The sequence below is a fragment of the Hydrogenophaga sp. genome, from assembly GCF_018780385.1.
In the GTDB taxonomy this organism is placed as follows: domain Bacteria; phylum Pseudomonadota; class Gammaproteobacteria; order Burkholderiales; family Burkholderiaceae_C; genus Hydrogenophaga.
The window spans coordinates 1-18,725 of the sequence record NZ_JADMJO010000131.1; the positions used below are offsets into that span (position 1 = coordinate 1).

The window sequence follows — 18,725 nt, forward strand, 5'->3', positions numbered from 1 at the left end:
TGCTGCGCCAGCGCGTCACCACCGACATCGCCACCAAGGGCGGCCAGTTCGACGTGATGACCATCGGCATGTATGAGGCGCCGATCTGGGGCAAGAAGGGCTGGCTGCAGGCCTTGAAGACCGACGGCGCCTACGACGTGGACGACCTGCTGCCGGCCATCCGCAGTGGCCTGTCGATCGACGGCAAGCTGTTTGCCGCGCCGTTTTATGGCGAGAGCTCGATGCTGATGTACCGCAAGGACCTGGCCGACAAGGCCGGCGTGCAGGTGCCCGAGCGCCCGACCTGGGTGCAGGTGAAAGACCTCGCGGCCAAGATCCACGACCCCAAGAACGGCGTGTACGGCATCTGCCTGCGCGGCAAGCCGGGCTGGGGCGACAACATGGCCTTTCTGACCACCCTGGTCAACACGCACGGTGGCCAGTGGTTCGACATGCAATGGAAGCCGCAGTTGGAGAGCAAGCCCTGGAAGGACGCGATCACGTTCTACGTGGACCTGCTGAAGAACTACGGCCCGCCCGGCTCGTCGGCCAACAGCTTCAACGAGATCCTGGCGCTGACCAACTCGGGCAAGTGCGGCATGTGGATCGACGCGACCATCGCCGCCTCGTTCGTGAGCGATCCCAAACAGTCCAAGGTGGCTGACCAGATGGCCTTTGCGCAAGCCCCCACCGCCGTGACCCCGAAGGGCGCGAACTGGCTGTGGTCGTGGAACCTGGCCATCCCGGCCGGTTCGCAGAAAGTGGACGCGGCGCAGAAGTTCATCACCTGGGCGACCAGCAAGGACTACATCCAGCTCGTGGCCAAGACCAATGGCTGGGCCAACGTGCCCACCGGCACCCGCAAGAGCACCTACGCCTCGCCCGAGTTCCAGAAGGCCGCGCGCTTCGCAGCGGCGGAGAAGATGGCCATCGACTCGGCCAACCCGACCGACTCGACCCTGCCCAAGAGCCCGTACGTGGGCGTCCAGTTCGCGGCCATTCCCGAGTTCCAGGCGATCGGCATTGCGGTGGGTCAGCAGATGAGCGCGGCGCTGGCCGGCAAGACCACGGTGGACGCGGCGCTGAAGGCTTCGCAGGTGGCGGCCGAGCGCGAGATGAAGAAAGCGGGCTACTACAAGTAAGCGGGGAACCCTCACCCCAACCCTCTCCCGCCAGCGGGAGAGGGCGTTGGACCATCCAGCCGTTCTCCAGGGTCTCACCATGAACCGCCTGCTCCCCCGCCTGCTGCTCACCCCCGCCATCGCCACGCTCTTCCTCTGGATGATCGTGCCGCTGGTGATGACGATCTACTTCAGCCTGATCCGCTACAACCTGATGCAACCGGATGTGACCGGCTTTGCCGGGCTGGAGAACTTCGAGTACTTCGTCACCGACGCCTCGTTCGGCACGGCGGTGCTCAACACCCTGCTGCTGCTGGGCAGCGTGATCCTGATCACCGTGGGCTTCGGCGTGGCCATCGCCCTGCTGATCAACGAACCCTTCGCCGGCCGTGGCCTGGTGCGCGTGCTGTTGATCTCGCCCTTCTTCGTCATGCCCACGGTGAATGCGCTGCTGTGGAAGAACATGATGATGAACCCCATCTACGGCGTGCTCGCGCAGGTGTGGGCCTTCTTCGGCGCCACCCCGGTGGACTGGCTCACCGACCACCCGCTGTTCTCCATCATCGTCATGGTCTCGTGGCAGTGGCTGCCCTTTGCCACGCTGATCTTCATGACCTCGCTGCAGAGCATGAACCGCGAACAGCTCGAAGCCGCGCGCATGGACGGCGCCACGTACCTTCAGCAACTGCGCTACCTCTACATCCCGCACCTGGGCCGCTCGGTGGCCGTGGTCGTGATGATCGAGATGATCTTCCTGCTCAGCGTGTTCGCCGAGATCTACACCACCACCGGCGGCGGCCCGGGGGATGCCAGCACCAATGTTGCCTTCCTGATCTTCAAGCAGGCGCTGCTCAATTTCGACGCCGGCGTGGCCTCGGCCGGTGCGCTGTTCGCGGTGGTGCTGGCCAACATCGCGGCGATCTTCCTGATCCGCATGGTCGGAAAAAATCTGGACAAGTGAGATCACCCCATGGCACGCGAATCCACCTTCACGCCCGCCTACGCGGTGCGCACCGTTGCCGCCTGGGCCGTGGCCCTGCTGCTGTTCTTTCCGCTGGGCTGGCTGCTGCTCACCGCGTTCAAGACCGAGCTGCAGGCCATCGCGATCCCGCCCGAGCTGTTCTTCAAGCCCACGCTGGAAAACTTCCACGAGGTGCAGGAGCGCAGCGACTACTTGCACTACGCCTGGAACTCGGTGGTCACCAGTGTGGTGTCGACCCTGCTCGGTCTGGCCATTGCCGCGCCGGCCGCCTACGCCATGGCCTTCTTCAAGGGCAAGTACGACAAGGACATCCTGATGTGGATGCTCTCCACCAAGATGATGCCGGCCGTGGGCGCGCTGGTGCCCATCTACGTGCTGGCGCAAAAGAGCCACCTGCTCGACACGCAGCTCGGTCTCATCATCGTGTTCACGCTGTCCAACCTGCCCATCATGGTGTGGATGCTGTATTCGGGCTTCAAGGAAATTCCCAACGAGATCCTGGAGGCCGCGCGCATGGACGGCGCCACGCTCTGGCAGGAAGCCACCAAGGTGTTGCTGCCGCTGTCGCTGGGCACCTTCGCCTCCACCGGCCTGCTGTGCCTGGTGCTGAGCTGGAACGAAGCCTTCTGGAGCCTGAACCTGAGTTCGGCCCAGGCCGGCACGCTGGCCACGCTGATCGCCAGCTACTCCAGCCCCGAAGGTCTGTTCTGGGCCAAGCTCTCCGCCGCCTCGCTCATGGCCATTGCGCCCATCGTGGTGTTCGGCTGGTTCAGTCAGAAACAACTCGTTCAGGGCCTCACCTTCGGCGCGGTCAAGTAAACCTCTTCAGGACACGAACCATGGCTTACCTGGAACTCAAGGGCATCGAAAAATTCTTCGGTGAACACCGCGCCATCAAGGGCATCGACCTCAACATCCAGCCGGGCGAATTCATCGTCTTCGTCGGACCGTCGGGCTGCGGCAAGTCCACGCTGCTGCGCCTCATCGCCGGGCTGGAGCACATCGACGGTGGCACGCTCAGCCTGGAGGGCCGCGACATCACGCACCAGCCCTCCAGCAAACGCGACCTGGCCATGGTGTTCCAGAGCTACGCGCTCTACCCGCACATGAGCGTGTTCGAAAACATGAGCTTCGCGCTCAAACTCGCCAAGGTCGACCCCAAGGTGATCGACGACAAGGTCAAGCGCGCGGCCGACATCCTCAACCTCACGCCCTACCTGCAGCGCACGCCCAAGGAGCTCTCGGGCGGGCAGCGCCAGCGGGTGGCCATCGGCCGCGCCATCGTGCGCGCGCCCAAGGTCTTCTTGTTCGATGAGCCCTTGTCCAACCTGGACGCCGCGCTGCGCGGCCAGACCCGCGTGGAGATTGCCAAGCTGCACCGCGACCTGGGTGCCACCACCGTCTACGTGACGCACGACCAGGTGGAGGCGATGACGCTGGCCGACCGTGTGGTGGTGTTGCGCGACGGCCAGATCGAGCAGGTGGGCACGCCACTGGAGCTCTACGACCACCCGGCCAACCAGTTCGTGGCGCAGTTCATCGGCACGCCGCAGATGAACGTGGTGCCCGCCGCGCACTGGCCGCCGCAGGTGCGGCAGCTGTGCCCTCCTGCGGCCGCTGGCGGTGCCGTGGGCCTGCGGCCCGAAAACGTGGTGGTGCGCCAGGACGGTCAGGGCCTCGTCAAGGGCCAGGTCGACCTCATCGAAGCGCTCGGCGCCGAGACCCTGCTTTACGTGAGCACCGGCGAAGGCGCTCACCTGGTGGCGCGCCAGAGCGAACGCACCAGCCTCTCGCCCGGTGACACGGTGACGCTGGACGTGGTGACCGGCCACGCCCACTGGTTCGACGCTGCCGGCCACATCGTGCCCTCGCAAGCCACTGCCTGACCCCTCCCGTTCCCGATCCTTCAAAGCCTTCATGAGCACGCCCACGTCTGCCGCCGAATTCACCATCCTGCACCTGGGGCTGGGTTCGTTCCACCGCGCCCATCAGGCGCTCTACCTGCACCAGCTGCGCGAGCTGGGCGACACGCGCTGGGCCATTGCCGGTGGCAACCTGCGCCCCGACATGGCCGAGACCATCGCAGCCCTGCAAGCCCAGAATGGGCACTACACGCTGGAGACCGTCACGCCGCAGGGCGAGCGCAGCTACACGCGGATCGGCTCCATCGCCCTGGTGCTGCCCTACCAGCCAGATCTGGCGCCCTTGGTTGCCTTGAGCGCCGACCCGGCCACGCGCATCATCTCCTTCACCGTCACCGAGGCCGGCTACTACCTCGACGCGCAGGACCGGCTCGACTGGGCCGGCTTCGCCGACCTGCGTGACGACCTCGAAGCCGTGCGCGAGGGACACGCCGGACACACCATCTTTGGCGCACTCACCACCTTGTTGCGCGCGCGAATGCAGGCCGGCGCTGGCGCCGTGACCCTGCTCAACTGCGACAACCTGCGCCACAACGGCGAGCGCTCGCGCAGCGGCTTGCTGCAATTCATCGAAGCCCTGGACGACACCGCGCTGCGCGACTGGGTGCTGACGCACACCACCAGCCCCAACGCCATGGTCGACCGCATCACGCCGCGCCCCACACCCGACGTGGCCGAGCGCGTGCGCGCGGCCACCGGCTGGAACGACCGCGCACCGGTCATGGGCGAGAGCTTCATCCAGTGGGTGATCGAGGACCACTTCATCAACGGCCGCCCCGACTGGGCACGCGTGGGCGTGGAGCTGGTGGACTCGGTGGCGGCGCACGAAGAAGCCAAGATCCGCCTGCTCAACGCCACGCACAGCTGCATCGCCTGGGCCGGCACGCTCGCGGGCTACCGCTTCATCCACGAAGGCACGCACGACCCCGCCATCCGCCGCATGGCGTTTGACTACGTCACCGACGACGCCATCCCCGTGCTGCAGCCCAGCCCGTTGGACCTGGCCGCCTACCGCGACGTGGTGCTCGACCGCTTTGGCAACCCGGCCATTGCCGACACCAACCAGCGCGTGGCCATGGACGGGTTCGCCAAGATCCCCGGCATGATCGCGCCCACCATTCGCGAGCGGCTCGCGCGCGGTGAATCCATCCGCAGCGTGGCCCTGCTGCCCGCCCTCTTCCTGGCTTACCTTGAGCGCTGGCACCGCGGGCAGATTCCCTACGACTACCAGGACCAGGCCATGGACCCGACCGCCGCCCACGCGATCTGCGAGGCGCCCGACGCGGTGGCCGCCTTCGCCGCCGACCCCACCCTGTGGCACGAGCTCGCCGGCGACCCGCGCCTCGTCGCGGCGCTGCGCGAAGCCAGCCTGCGCGTTCAACATTTCGTCTCGGAGACAACGCCATGACCCTGCGTCTGAGCAACAAACACGCGCTGCTGACCGGCGCGGCGGGCGGCATCGGCCTGGCCGTGGTCGCCGCCTACCTGCAACAGGGCGCGCGCTGCACCGTGGCCGACATCGGCGCCAAGCCCACACCCGAGCTGACCCGGCTCCTCAAGGCCTACCCGGACATCCTGCAATACGTGCCGACCGACGTGACGCAGGGCACTCAGGTCGATGCGCTGATCAACGCGGCCACAGCGCGCTTCGGCCCCATCACCACGCTCTTCAACAACGCCGCCATCTTCGACATGGCGCCGCTGCTGGAGAGCACCGAAGCCATGTACGACAGGATCTTCGCGGTCAACGTCAAAGGCGCCTTCTTCGTCATGCAGAAGGTGCTGGCCCACATGGTGGCGCAGCAGGTGGCGGGCGGCGCGGTCATCAACATGGCTTCGCAAGCCGGACGGCGCGGCGAGGCGCTGGTGTCGCACTACTGCGCGAGCAAGGCCGCCGTGATCAGCTACACCCAGAGCGCGGCGCTGGCGATGGCGCCGCACGGCATCCGGGTCAACGGCATCTCGCCGGGCGTGATCGCCACGCCGATGTGGAAGAACGTCGATGCCCTGTTCGCGAAATACGAAAACCTGCCATTGGGCGAGAAACAGATCCAGGTCGGCAAGGCCGTGCCGCTGGGCCACATGGGCGAGCCGGGCGACATCTGCGGCGCCGCCGTTTTCCTGGCCAGCGACGAGGCGTCGTACATCACCGCGCAGACACTCAACGTCGACGGTGGTAACGTCATGAACTGAAAACATGACTGTCAAGACGCACGCCACTCCACGCCAGCTCAAACCCGAGCTGGAACACGAGTACGCGCGCTCGCCCGACCTGGGTTACGAGTCACCCGCCGAGGTCGGCTTCGTGCGCTGCCTCTCACACGGTTTTCCCACGCCGCTGGCGCGCTGGCATTACCACGACGAGTACGAACTGCACCTGATCACCGCCACCTCGGGCAAGCTGTTCGTGGGCGACTGGATCGGCCCGTTCCAACCCGGCCAGCTGGTGCTCACCGGCCCGCGCCTGCCGCACAACTGGGTCAGCATGGACCTGCCCGAAGGCGGCGTGGCGCTGCGTGACCTGGTGATCCAGTTCTCGCACGAGCCGCTGGTGCGCGCGAGCGAAACCATTCCCGAACTCGGCGACGTGCTGCCGCTGCTGGAACGCGCCAAACACGGCATCGAATTCTTCGGCCTGTCCGACGTGGCCGAGGCGCACTGGCACAAGGTCAAGGGCACGCGCGGGCTGCGCCGCTTCACCGCCTTCTGCGCGTTCCTGGCCGACCTGGCCGCCTGCACCGACTACCGCCTGCTCTCCAGCGTGCAACTGCAGAGTGACGACGACCCCGCCTCGCTCGACCAGATCGACGCCGTGGTCAGCCGCATCACCGACCACCTGGCCGAGCCGCACTCGGCCGCTGCACTGGCGAACGAACTGGGCATGAGTGAAAGCCGCTTCAGCCGTTTCTTTCGCCGTGCCACTGGCAACACCTTCACCGACTTCGTCAACCGCGTGCGCATCAGCCGCGCCTGCCAGCTGCTGATGGACACCGACCAGCAGATCACCCACATCTGCTACGAGGTGGGCTTCAACAACGTGGCCAACTTCAACCGCCGATTCCTCGAAATCAAGGGCATGACGCCGTCTGAATTCCGCCGCCAGTCTTTGACCCGCTTTCGTGGTTCGAACTGATTCATGTTCCTCGGTCTGGACCTCGGCACGTCCGAACTCAAAGCCCTGCTGCTCACCGACACCCATGAGGTGATCGCCACCGCGCGTTCAGCGCTGACGGTGCAGCGGCCCCAGCCTCTGTGGGCCGAGCAGGCGCCGGCCGACTGGTGGCACGCACTCGAAGACGTCATGGCGCAGTTGCAGCAGGCCCATCCCGCCGCGCTCGCCCGACTGCAGGGCGTGGGCCTGTCGGGCCAGATGCACGGCGCAGTGCTGCTCGATGAACACAACACCGTGCTGCGCCCGGCCATCCTGTGGAACGACGGGCGCAGCGGCGCGCAATGCGAGCAGCTCAGCGCCTCCGTGCCCGAACTGGCCCGCATCACCGGCAACCTCGCCATGCCCGGCTTCACCGCGCCGAAACTGCTGTGGGTGCGCGAGCACGAGCCCGGCACATTCGCCCAGGTGCGCAGCGTGCTGTTGCCCAAGGACTGGTTGCGCCTGCAACTCACCGGCGAAGCGGTGAGCGAGATGTCGGACGCGGCGGGCACGCTGTGGCTGGACTGCGCGCGGCGCGACTGGTCCGAAGCCCTGCTCGAAGCCTGCGGCCTCACGCGCGAGCACATGCCGCGCCTGGTGGAAGGCAGCGAAGTCTCGGCCTACCTCACCCCCGAACTCTGCGCGCGCTGGGGCCTGCCGGCGCGCGTACCGGTGGCCGGTGGCGCGGGCGACAACGCGGCCAGCGCGGTCGGCATGGGCCTGGTGCGGCCGGGCGAAGGTTTTGTCTCGCTCGGAACTTCGGGCGTGGTCTTCGTCAGCGGCGACCACTTCCAGCCCAACCCGCAGCGCGCGCTGCACGCCTTCTGCCACGCACTACCGGGGCGCTGGCACCAGATGTCCGTGATGCTGAGCGCGGCCAGCGCGGTGAGCTGGGCCACCAGAACGCTGGCGTTCGAGAACGAAGCCGCGCTGTTCGCCGCCGCCGCGCGCCTCACGCCGGCCGCGCGCGCCACCGCCCCGTTGTTCCTGCCGTACCTGAGCGGCGAGCGCACGCCGCACAACCAGCCGCTGGCCAGCGGGGTCTGGTTCGGCATGTCGGCCACACACGGCCGCGAGGCGCTCGCCTATGCGGTGGCCGAGGGCGTGGGCTTCGGCCTGCGCGATGGCCTGCAGACCCTGAGCGCCACCGAGCCGCCGCTGCAAGCGCTCTCGCTGGTGGGCGGCGGCGCGCGCGACGCATGGTGGGCACAGCTGCTGGCGGACACGCTGGGTCTCACGCTGCGCGTGCACGCCGGTGGCGAGATCGGCGCGGCGCTGGGTGCGGCGCGCCTGGCCTGGCTGGCCTGCGGCGGTTCGGTGGATGCGGTGTGCACCACGCCCGCGGTGACCCGGAGCTTCGAGCCCGATGCCGCTGCGCACGCAGCCCTGCGCGATCGGCACCTGCGCTTCCAGGCGCTGTACACGGCACTGCTGCCGCAGTTCCTGCAACCGACCAGCAGACCTTAAGCTCCAGGGACACCCACACCACAGGAGACACCATGCCCGCCTACATCTACGGCAATGTTGAGATCACCGACCCCGCCCTTTATGAGGAATACCGGCGCGACGTGCCCGCGCTGATCGCCGCACACGGCGGGCGCTACCTGGTGCGCGGCGGCGCGGTCACGGTGCTCGAAGGCAGCGGCGTGCCGCACCGCCAGGTGATCCTGGAGTTCCCCGACATGGCGCACCTGCAGGCCTTCTACACCTCGCCCGACTATCAGCGCCTGATCAAGATCCGCCAGAGCGCTTCCACCGGCACGCTGTTCGCCATCGAAGGTCATTGAGAAGGCTGCGCAGGTGAGCCCATCACGCTGTACCAGTCCACCTTGCGGGTGACCACCATGATGGCCGCGAGCACGCCGAAGAGCAGCAGCGAACCCATCATCAAGGCGTTGTCCTCCGAGACCAGGATGCCGTAGAGCACACCGTACAGCGCCACCAGCATGGCGCTCATGCCCAGGCCGGGCCGCCAGCCGCCCAGCACATGGCGCAGGTAATGCGTCAGCAGCCCGATGCAGGCAGCGCTCGCCAGCCCATACGCCCAGGCGAAATCGAGGTGCTCCGCGAGTGAGAGCAGCAGCAGGAAAAACAGAACCAGCGCCGCGCCGATCATGAGGTACTGCATGGGGTGGATGCGCCAGCGCTTGACCATCTCCAGCACGAAGAAGGCGGCGAAGGTGAGCACGATGAACATCAGCGCGTACTTGGTGGCGCGCTCGGTCAGGCGGTACACGTCCACCGGGTTGTCCAGCGACACCGAGAAACTGTCCGGCGCGGAGCGCAGCTCACCCTGCTGCGCGAACTGCTGCTGCGCCTGGGTGGACAACGAAGGCACGCTCCAGGTGGCGTCAAACCCCTGCTCGCTCACGTTGCGCGTGCGCGGCAAAAAATCACCACCGAAGTTGGGATGTGGCCAGCTGGATCGCAGGCTCACGCTGTTCTCGTCGGCCAGCGGCACCCAGCCAATACGCCCGGTGCCGGCGAGCTCCACGTTGAGGCTGATGTCGAACGCGGCGCCGGGCTTGAGCAGCGCCACATCCACCGAAGCTGCCAGGGGCAGCGGCAGTTTCTGCGCCGCGGGTGATGGCGCCATGGTCACGGCCTGGCCCGCCACGGTGAGCTGCGGTGCCCTGAGCAGGCCACGCAGATCACTCACGCCCAGGATCATGCGCGGTTGCCCGAGGGTGATCTGGCCGTTTTTTTCCACCGGCTCCACACCGCTCCACACGAAGCGGCCAGTGCTCTGGTGGGTGCTGGTGTAGACCGTGACCGGGAAGATGCCGCGCCAGCGGGTTTGTGTATCGAGCTGGCTGCGCGTGTCCAGGCGGGTGGGAAAGCGCAAGGCCACATGCGCCTGTGTGACCCGCTCCTCGCGCGTCTCGCCGCGGCCACCCTCCACCGGCACGGTGCGCGTGAAGGTTTCGGTGTACGGCACATGGAGCACCGGGCCGGTGATGGTCTGCGCGCCGGCATGGGCGCGCGCCACCTCGGTGGCGGCCTCGGCGCGGTAGGCACTGCGCTCCTGGATCGTGTCGAACACCATCAGCAACGGGATCGACAGCAGCAGCATCAGGGAGAAGATGACGAGCAACTTGCTCAGCAAGGGGTGTTTGTTCAAGGCGGGCTCCGTGGTGGGGACCGCGCCAGTCTCTCAAGCGGGTGTGCAGCGGCCGTGCAGTGCCACGGCGTTTTGTGCAGTGAATGTGAAACGGTTCAGAGCGGCAGGCGCAAGCTCGCCAGACAACCGGGCGGGTCGCTCACGTTGCCGACCTGGACCTCTCCGTGATGCAGGTCGCTCACTTCCTTCACCAGACACAGGCCCAGGCCCGAACTCTTCTCTTGCGCATCGCCGCGGGGCAATGAGTAAAAGCGTTCGAAGATGTGCGCCTGCGCGTAGTCGGGCACCCCAGGGCCCTGGTCGCGCACCGACCACACGAGCGCGTCCCCCTCCTTCACCAGCCGCAGCCACAGCTCACCCTGCTCCGGTGAAAACTCGATCGCGTTGTCCAGCAGGTTCTGCAGCGCCTGACCGAGCAGGAAGGGATCACCGCGCACCGATTCACCGTGGCCCAACTCGTCGCGCACGCGCAATCCTTTCAAGCGCAGACGGGGCTCGGCGCGTTGCAGCAGGTCTCGCGTCAAGGCGCTCAGGTCCACGCGCTCCAGCTTGCTCAGTGAGCGCATCTGCTCCACATCGGCCAGGCGCAGCAGCTTGTCGATCAGCTGGCGCAGGCGTTCGGTCTGGCGCTGGATGTTGCCGGCGAAGCGCTGTCGGTCCGGCTCGGGCAGGTCTTCCTCCAGCAACTCGGCCGCGCCCCGGATCGCGGCCAGCGGGCTTTTGAGTTCGTGCGTGAGCGTGTGCACGTAGTTCTCGACATAGGCCTTGTCTTCGAGCCTCACGCGCATGCGCTCCACGGCCTGCGCCAGATCGTTGAATTCGGTGTTGCCGCTCAGGCGCCCGAAGCGCGGCAGGGCCACCCGCTCGCCGCTGGCCACCGCGTTGGCATAGCCCCTCAGGCGCGAGAGTGAACTCGCCATCCACCAGCTCAGCAACACACCCATCAACAGCGACAGCCCCAGCAGCGCCCAGGACCAACGCAGGATGCGCTGCTGGCTGCGTTCGATGTAGGGCTCCAGGCTGCGGTTGGGCCGGGACACGGTGAGCGCGCCGATGATGTGATCACCATCGCGGATGGGTGCGGCCACGTGCATCACCGTGCTGTTCGGATCGTCCGGGTTGGCCAGGCTGGAGCGCGCGCCGTACTGGCCGCGCAGTGTGCGCAGCACGTCGTTCCAGCGCGAGAAATCCTGCCCCACGGCCTCCTGGCGCGTGTCGAAGCGCACGATGCCCAGCGCGTCGGTGATCGTGATGCGGTAGTCGACGCTGTTCTTTTCAAAGCCCCAGATGCTCGCTCCGGGCTGCGCACCCGGATAAGCCTGCAGCGCCTGCGCAAAGCCGCCGGTGGCGATGGTGCCGGCCTTCATGTCGGCGGCGGCCAGCTGGGCAAACGCATGGGCCGCGTCGATCAGGCTGTCTTCCATAGCCAGGCGTGTGCCGGGCTTGACCTCCTGCAGGAACACGTTGAGCACCACCACCAGGGCCACGCCCAGGATGAGGAAAAACCCCAGCAGCAGCCGCAGACCGATGCGCATGGGTCAGTCCACCGAGCGGATCGAATAGCCCATGTTGCGGTGGGTCTGGATCAACTCGGCCTCCACGCCGCGCGCACGCAGCTTGGCGCGCAGCAGCTTCACGTGGGCATCCACCGTGCGGTCCGACGTGTCCAGCGCCCCGCCCCAGACCAGATCCATCAGCTCGACGCGCGAGAAGATGCGCTCGGGCCGCCGCAACAGGGTGGCGAGCAGCTGGAATTCGTAACGCGTGAGCGCGAGCCATTCACCGCCACAGCTGATGCGCTGCGCGGCTTCATCGAGCTGCAGCATCGGGCCCTGCGACGCCTTCTCCGGCAAAGCTGCCACGGGAAGCGCAGCGCTGCGCCGCAGGATCGCACGCACCCGCGCGCACACCTCACGCGGCGAAAACGGCTTGACCACGTAATCGTCGGCCCCCAGCTCCAGGCCCAGCACACGGTCGATTTCTTCGTGACGCGCGGTGAGGAACACGATGGGCATTTCGCTGATCTTGCGGATGGCGCGGCAGACATCGAAGCCGTTGCCGTCGGGCACGCCCACGTCGAGAATCGCGAGGTCGGGCGCCTGCGAGCGAAACGCTTCGAGCGCCTGGCCGGCCAGACGCACATGCTGCACCTCGAAGCCCTCGCTCTGCAACGCGTAGAGCAAGGTGTCCGCGATGGCTTGTTCGTCTTCCAGCAACAGGATGCGCTTGCGCATGGGCGGTTTCACAGGGCGGGCCAGGGGCGGCCGGCCATCTTACCTGCGGGGTCGGACACAGCTGGTTACCACCCTCACGCACAGCCTGCACATGCACCGCACACCGATCCGGGACAATCTCCCCCCATGCTCAAGCCTTTCCTTCGCCGCACCGCGCTCACCCTGGCCGTGGTGCCCGTTGCCTTCATGGCCCCTGCCCTGCAGGCCTCGCCCTTCGATCTGCCGCCGCTGGACAGCATCGTCAAGTACCAGCCCAAGTTGCCCTTGCAGGTGTTCACCGCCGATGGCGTGGAGATCGCGCAGTTCGGCACCGAGCGCCGCGAATACCTGCCGCTGTCACGCACCCCCAAGCTGCTGCAGGACGCCGTGCTGTCGGTGGAAGACGCGCGCTTTCGTGAACACAACGGCGTGGATCCCCGGGGCATGGCGCGCGCGCTGGTGGCGGCCGTGACCGGTGGGCGCAAGCAGGGTGCCTCCACCATCACGCAGCAGCTGGTGCGCACCATGCTGCTCACGCGCGAGTTCTCCGCCGAGCGCAAGGCCAAGGAAATCTGGCTGGCGCTCAAACTGGAAGACGAACTCTCCAAGGACCGCATCCTGGAGATCTACCTCAACGAGATTTTCCTGGGCCAACGTGCCTACGGCTTTGCGGCCGCATCGCAAATCTATTTCGGCAAGCCACTGGACAAACTCTCGCTGGCCGAGACCGCCATGCTCGCCGGCCTGCCCCAGAACCCCTACTACGCGAACCCGGTGGCCAACTTCGAACGCGCCACGCAACGTCAGCGTGTGGTGTTGGAGCGCATGCGCGCCACCGGCTCGATCACCGACGCTCAACTGGCCGCCGCGCGCACCGAGAAGCTCAATATCCGCACACCCGGTTTGCGCAGCGTGCACGCCGCGCACGTGGCCGAAATGGCGCGCCGCGCGGTGGTGGAGCGCTTCGGCACCGAGGCGTATTCGAACGGCTTGCGCGTCACCACCTCGTTGCGCGCAGTCGACCAGCGCGCGGCCCACGCGGCGGTGCAGCGCGGGGTGCTGGCCTTTGATCGGCGCGGCGCCTGGCGCGGACCCGAGGATCTCGAATCGCTTCCGTCGGGCACCGAATCGGAAGTCGAACGCGCAGCCGCCGAAGCCCTGAAGGACCACCGCGACGACGAAACACTGCGCGTGGGCATCGTGCTGGCGGCCAGCCCCACAGCCCTGCAGGTGCAACTGGCCAGCGGTGAGCGCATCAACCTGCAAGGCGAGGGCCTGCGCTGGGCGCAAAAGGGGCTGGACCCCAAGGCCAAGGCACCGCTGAAGGTCGTGCGAGGCGCCATCGTGCGGGTGGTGAGCGCGGGCAAAGTCAAGGGCAAGGCGGCGTGGGCCATCTCCCAATGGCCCGAGGCCGAAGCCGCGATGGTGGCCATGGACAGCCACACCGGCCGCGTGCGCGCGCTGGTGGGCGGGTTCGACTTCACCCGGCAGCCGTTCAACCATGTCACCCAGGGCTGGCGGCAGCCCGGCTCGGCACTCAAGCCGCTGCTGTACTCGGCCGCGCTCGAAGCGCGCGTGATGCCGGGCACCCTGGTGGACGACTTGCCATTCACCGCCTCGAACGGTTGGAGCCCCACCAACAGCAACGGGCAGTACGCCGGTCCCATCACGCTGCGCGAGGCCCTCGCGCGCTCCAGCAACATCGCCAGCGTCAGGGTGCTGCAGCACACCGGCACCCAGGTCGCGCGCGACTGGACCACCCGCTTCGGCCTGGACGCTGCGCGCCAGCCAGCCGACCTCACGCTGGCCCTGGGCACCGGCAGCGTGACACCGCTGCAGATGGCACAGGCCTACGCCACGCTGGCCAACGGCGGCTGGAAGGTGGCGCCGGTGGTGGTAGAGAAGATCACCGATGCGCAGGGCAAGGTGCTGTTTGAAGCACCCCCGCCCGAGCCACTGGCCGAGGCCAGCCGCGTCATTCCGGCGCGCAACGCCTTCGTGGTCTCCAGCCTGCTCAACGAAGTGACCCGCAGCGGCACCGCAGCCCGTGCGCAGGCCACACTCCAGCGGCCCGACATCTACGGCAAGACGGGCACCACCAACGATGCGGTCGACGCCTGGTTCGCCGGCTACCAGCCCAGCCTGGCCACCGCCGTGTGGGTGGGCTACGACAAGCCGCGCAGCCTGGGCGGTGGCGAATCGGGAGGCCGCATCGCGCTGCCGATCTGGATTGACTACATGAGCGCGGCGCTCAAGGGCACGCCGGTGGCACAGCCGCCCGCCGTGCCCGACGGCTTGGTACGCGTGGCGGATGACTGGATGTACGCCGAGTGGCAGAACAGTGGCTCGGTGGCGCAGATTTCTGACGTGGGGGGCGTGCAGTACACGCAGACGCCAGGTGCGGCCATCGGCGAGGCCTTGAGCAACTTTGGCGCGTGGCTGCGTGGGGAGTCCCCCCGCTGAATTCGGTTATTGCAACAAATTCTTTTGAATTAACTGAATACGCTTTTTGTAAAACCATGTGACTACAATTCACCTGCCGTTTTTGGCAGAGATGATTTTTCACATGGAAGGAAAAACAATGTTCAGTGTTCAGAGATGTGTCGCAGTGTTGTTCGGATGGGCGTTCGCGTTGTCCGGTCACGCCGCCCCGTTGACAACCAATTTTTCAGATTTCACCGGCCTGGGATTTGGCACAGGCACCTCGCAGACCATTTCACAGAACGGCATCCGGTTGCAAGCCCTTCAAGGCCTGTATGAAGTCACCTTTTTTCCAGAGGTGAATCTCAAGAACTTCACCGGCGTCAGCCAGCTGATCCAGCTGGATCTGGCCGGCGCCAACTTCGACTTCCTGGGCTTCAGCATTCGCGACCTGACCAACGGCGCGACCCTCACTTCGAATCGTGGTGGCGTGGATGTCTTCGAGGAAGGCTTTGAAAACCACGACTACAGTGGCCCGCTCTGGGAAGACCTCGAATGGGTCAGGATCTCGTTCTTCGGAAACTCGGCCAAATTCACGTCTTTCACGCTTGACGACGAACCGGGCCTCGCCAACAGCGTCTCGGAGCCCGGCGCTCTGGCCTTGATGGCTCTGGCGCTGACCATGCTGGGTGTGGCGAGAAGACGCAGAGTCTGAACCACGCGACCTGCACATGAAAAAAGCCGGCTCTGAAGCCGGCTTTTTCGTGAACGAAGATCTGATCAGCCCGCGCAGATGCGCGCTTTGGCTTCCGCGTATTCCCGCTTGAAACGCGCCACCAGATCGGCCGCGGGCACCACCTCGCGGATGGCGCCAATGCCCTGGCCACAGCCCCAGATGTCCTTCCAGGCCTTGGCCGCGTTGGCGCCTTCGCCGGTGGAGAAGTTCATCTTGGTCGGGTCGCTTTGCGGCAGGTTGTCCGGGTCCATGCCGGCTTTCTGGATGCTGCCCTTGAGGTAGTTGCCGTGAATGCCGGTGTAGAAATTGCTGTAGACGATGTCGTCGGAATTCGACGAGGTGATCATCTCCTTGTAACCATCCACCGCGCGAGCTTCCTCGGTGGCAATGAAAGCCGAGCCGATGTAGGCAAAGTCAGCACCCATGGCCTGTGCGGCCAGGACAGCACCGCCCGAGGCGATGGCGCCCGAGAGCGCGATCGGGCCACCAAACCATTCACGGATTTCCTGCACCATGGCAAACGGGCTCTTCACGCTGGCGTGGCCGCCGGCACCGGCCGCCACCGGGATCAGGCCATCGGCGCCCTTTTCGATCGCCTTGTGCGCGAACACGTTGTTGATCACGTCATGCAGCACCACGCCACCCCAACTCTGCACCCCCTTGTTCACGTCCTCGCGCGCGCCCAGGCTGGTGATGATGATCGGCACCTTGTACTTGGCGCACAACTGCATGTCGTGCTCCAGACGGTCGTTGCTCTTGTGCACGATCTGGTTGATGGCGAATGGCGCGGCCTTGTTGTCCGGGTTCGCCTGGTCGTGCGCAGCCAGCGCCTCGGTGATCTCGGCCAACCATTCGTCGAGCTGCGAAGCCGGGCGCGCGTTGAGCGCGGGCATCGCACCCACCACGCCGGCCTTGCACTGGGCAATGACGAGCTTGGGGTTGCTGATGATGAACAGCGGCGAGCCGATCACGGGAAACTTGATGTTCTTGAGAACGGGCGGCAAGCTGCGGGCGGGTGCGGTCATGTTGTCTCCGGGTGAAAGGAAAAAGCCCGTTCGCCCTGAGCCTGTCGAAGGGCCTGCCCAGGTGTTGGCGAGGGCTTCGACAAGCTCAGCCCGAACGGCTGATATGTGTTGCGATGGATCAAAACGATTCGATGGCCAGTGCGGTCACGGCCTCGGCGCCGTCCACGATGCTGTCGCGCACGCCCGGTGCACGGCTGAGGATGTGGTCGGCGTAGAAACGCGCGGTGATGATCTTGGCCTGCATGAAGGCCGTGTCCTGTCCCTTGGCGGACAGATCCTCGGCCACCATCAGTGAGCGCGCGAGTTGCCAACCCGCCATGAGGTTGCCGGCGAGCATGAGGTAAGGCACGCTGCCGGCAAACGCTGCGTTGGGATTGCTGCGGGTGTTGGCGGCGATGAACTCGACCACGTCCACAAACGCCTCGCGCGCGGCCCTCAGGCGCTTGTGCATGGCCTTGGCGTTGGCGCTGTCGCGCTGAGCGAGTTCAGCTTCGGTTTTCTCGATCTGCGCGGCAATCGCCTTGGCGCCGGTGCCACCGTCGCGCGCGGTCTTGCGGCCCACGAGGTCGTTGGCCTGAATGGCCGTGGTGCCTTCGTAGATGGTGAGGATCTTGGCGTCGCGGTAGTACTGAGCCGCGCCGGTTTCTTCGATGAAGCCCATGCCGCCGTGCACCTGCACGCCCAGGCTGGTGACTTCCAGGCTCATCTCGGTGCTGTAGCCCTTGACCAGCGGCACCAGGAATTCGTAGAAGGCGGCGTTCTGCTTGCGCGTGTCGGCATCGGGGTGGTGGTGCGCGGCGTCATACGCGGCCGCGGCCACGGCAGCCATGGCGCGGCAGCCTTCGGTGAACGCGCGCATGGTCATGAGCATGCGCTTCACATCGGGGTGGTGAATGATGGGCGCGGCCGCCGAGAGCGTGCCGTCCACCGGACGGCTCTGCACACGGTCTTTGGCGTAGACCACCGCCTTCTGGTAGGCGCGCTCGGCGATGGCGATGCCCTGCACGCCCACGGCGTAGCGGGCAGCGTTCATCATGATGAACATGTACTCCAGGCCGCGGTTTTCCTGGCCCACGATGTAGCCCACGGCGCCACCGTGGTCGCCGTACTGCAGCACGGCGGTCGGGCTGGCCTTGATGCCCATCTTGTGCTCGATGCTCACGCAGTGCACGTCGTTGCGCGCACCCAGTGCGCCATCTTTGCCGACCATGAACTTGGGCACGACGAACAGGCTGATGCCCTTCACGCCCTCGGGCGCTCCGGTCACGCGGGCCAACACGAGGTGCACGATGTTCTCGGCCATGTCGTGCTCACCGTAGGTGATGAAGATCTTGGTGCCGAACACCTTGTAGCTGCCGTCGGGCTGCGGTTCGGCGCGGCTGCGCACAGCGGCCAGATCACTGCCGGCCTGCGGCTCGGTGAGGTTCATGGTGCCGGTCCACTGGCCGCTGACCAGCTTCTCCAGGTAGACAGCCTTGAGCTCGTCGCTGCCAGCGGTGATCAGCGCCTCGATGGCGCCATCGGTCAGCAGCGGGCAGAGCGCAAAGCTCATGTTGGCGCTGTTGAGGATTTCACCGCAGGCCGCGCCGATGGTCTTGGGCAGGCCCTGGCCACCAAAGTCCACCGGATGCTGCAGGCCCTGCCAGCCGCCTTCGGCGTACTGCTTGAACGCATCCTTGAAGCCCGGCGTGGTGGTGACGATGCCGTCCTTGAACGACGACGGATTCTTGTCGCCGTCGAAGTTCAGCGGCGCGATCACGCCTTCGTTGAGCTTGGCGCACTCTTCGAGCACGGCTTGCGCGGTTTCGAGGCCGGCGTCTTCGAAGCCCGGCATCTGCGAGACCTGGTCGATGCGCGCCAGGTGTTCGATGTCGAACAGCATGTCTTTAAGGGGTGCGGTGTAACTCATTCTGTTGTCTCCACGGGATTCACGGATGCAGATACGACAAGGGCATCGCGAACGATGCCCTTGTGTTGTTCAGAGGGCTCAGAGCGCCTTGATCAGCTCAGGCACGGCCTCGAAGAGATCGGCCTCCAGGCCATAGTCGGCCACC

At 66.2% G+C, this 18,725-nt stretch carries 16 protein-coding genes; 11 read left to right on the top strand and 5 right to left on the bottom strand.

The window, feature by feature from the left end; translation table 11 throughout:
• From IV113_RS24220 to IV113_RS24260, 9 genes are all read left to right on the top strand, one after another.
• A partial coding sequence (locus tag IV113_RS24220; protein WP_291090706.1) for a sugar ABC transporter substrate-binding protein occupies nt 1–1,121 on the top strand: 1,121 nt, incomplete at its 5' end.
• A gap of 79 nt (nt 1,122–1,200) precedes the next feature.
• Complete coding sequence (locus tag IV113_RS24225; protein ID WP_291090708.1) at nt 1,201–2,061, top strand: sugar ABC transporter permease; 861 nt, start codon at nt 1,201–1,203, stop codon at nt 2,059–2,061.
• A gap of 9 nt (nt 2,062–2,070) precedes the next feature.
• On the top strand, nt 2,071–2,901 hold the full coding sequence (locus IV113_RS24230) for a carbohydrate ABC transporter permease (RefSeq protein ID WP_069045867.1): 831 nt from the start codon (nt 2,071–2,073) through the stop codon (nt 2,899–2,901).
• Nucleotides 2,902–2,921: 20 nt separating this feature from the next.
• Entirely contained in the window at nt 2,922–3,968 is a 1,047-nt protein-coding gene (locus tag IV113_RS24235) for an ABC transporter ATP-binding protein (RefSeq protein WP_291090710.1), read from the top strand.
• Between the two features lie 31 nt (nt 3,969–3,999).
• A complete protein-coding gene (gene dalD, locus IV113_RS24240) occupies nt 4,000–5,412 on the top strand; it encodes a D-arabinitol 4-dehydrogenase (RefSeq protein ID WP_291090711.1) in 1,413 nt (470 codons plus the stop codon).
• The gene (locus IV113_RS24245; protein WP_291090712.1) at nt 5,409–6,197 is read left to right on the top strand and encodes an L-iditol 2-dehydrogenase; all 789 of its coding nucleotides are present in this window, start codon (nt 5,409–5,411) and stop codon (nt 6,195–6,197) included. The genes dalD and IV113_RS24245 overlap by 4 nt, the downstream gene beginning before the upstream one ends.
• Nucleotides 6,198–6,201: 4 nt before the next feature.
• Nucleotides 6,202–7,137 carry an AraC family transcriptional regulator gene (locus IV113_RS24250; protein ID WP_291090714.1) on the top strand — a complete coding sequence of 312 codons (936 nt, stop codon included), beginning with the start codon at nt 6,202–6,204 and terminating at the stop codon, nt 7,135–7,137.
• Nucleotides 7,138–7,140: 3 nt separating this feature from the next.
• Complete coding sequence (gene xylB / locus IV113_RS24255) at nt 7,141–8,622, top strand: xylulokinase (RefSeq protein WP_291090716.1); 1,482 nt, start codon at nt 7,141–7,143, stop codon at nt 8,620–8,622.
• A gap of 32 nt (nt 8,623–8,654) precedes the next feature.
• Nucleotides 8,655–8,942 carry a DUF1330 domain-containing protein gene (locus tag IV113_RS24260; RefSeq protein WP_291090718.1) on the top strand — a complete coding sequence of 96 codons (288 nt, stop codon included), beginning with the start codon at nt 8,655–8,657 and terminating at the stop codon, nt 8,940–8,942.
• Here IV113_RS24260 and creD read toward each other — a convergent pair.
• From creD to creB, 3 genes are all read right to left on the bottom strand, one after another.
• Nucleotides 8,936–10,276 (bottom strand): cell envelope integrity protein CreD, encoded by a 1,341-nt coding sequence (gene creD / locus IV113_RS24265; RefSeq protein ID WP_291090719.1) that lies wholly within the window; start codon nt 10,274–10,276, stop codon nt 8,936–8,938. The two genes, IV113_RS24260 and creD, sit on opposite strands and share 7 nt — an antisense overlap.
• A gap of 95 nt (nt 10,277–10,371) precedes the next feature.
• Nucleotides 10,372–11,811 (bottom strand): two-component system sensor histidine kinase CreC, encoded by a 1,440-nt coding sequence (gene creC, locus IV113_RS24270; protein WP_291090721.1) that lies wholly within the window; start codon nt 11,809–11,811, stop codon nt 10,372–10,374.
• 3 nt (nt 11,812–11,814) lie between these two features.
• Entirely contained in the window at nt 11,815–12,510 is a 696-nt protein-coding gene (creB, locus tag IV113_RS24275) for a two-component system response regulator CreB (RefSeq protein ID WP_291090722.1), read from the bottom strand.
• Nucleotides 12,511–12,636: 126 nt separating this feature from the next.
• Here creB and IV113_RS24280 point away from each other — a divergent pair, with 126 nt between their 5' ends.
• Both IV113_RS24280 and IV113_RS24285 read left to right on the top strand, forming a co-directional pair.
• Nucleotides 12,637–14,952 carry a PBP1A family penicillin-binding protein gene (locus IV113_RS24280; protein ID WP_291090724.1) on the top strand — a complete coding sequence of 772 codons (2,316 nt, stop codon included), beginning with the start codon at nt 12,637–12,639 and terminating at the stop codon, nt 14,950–14,952.
• Between the two features lie 103 nt (nt 14,953–15,055).
• Nucleotides 15,056–15,625 (top strand): PEP-CTERM sorting domain-containing protein, encoded by a 570-nt coding sequence (locus IV113_RS24285; RefSeq protein WP_291090726.1) that lies wholly within the window; start codon nt 15,056–15,058, stop codon nt 15,623–15,625.
• 65 nt (nt 15,626–15,690) lie between these two features.
• Here IV113_RS24285 and IV113_RS24290 read toward each other — a convergent pair whose 3' ends face one another.
• The gene (locus IV113_RS24290; protein WP_291090728.1) at nt 15,691–16,671 is read right to left on the bottom strand and encodes a nitronate monooxygenase family protein; all 981 of its coding nucleotides are present in this window, start codon (nt 16,669–16,671) and stop codon (nt 15,691–15,693) included.
• Between the two features lie 118 nt (nt 16,672–16,789).
• Nucleotides 16,790–18,580, bottom strand: coding sequence for an acyl-CoA dehydrogenase (locus tag IV113_RS24295; protein ID WP_291090729.1), 1,791 nt, complete (start codon nt 18,578–18,580; stop codon nt 16,790–16,792).
• Between the last annotated feature and the right edge of the window lie 145 nt (nt 18,581–18,725).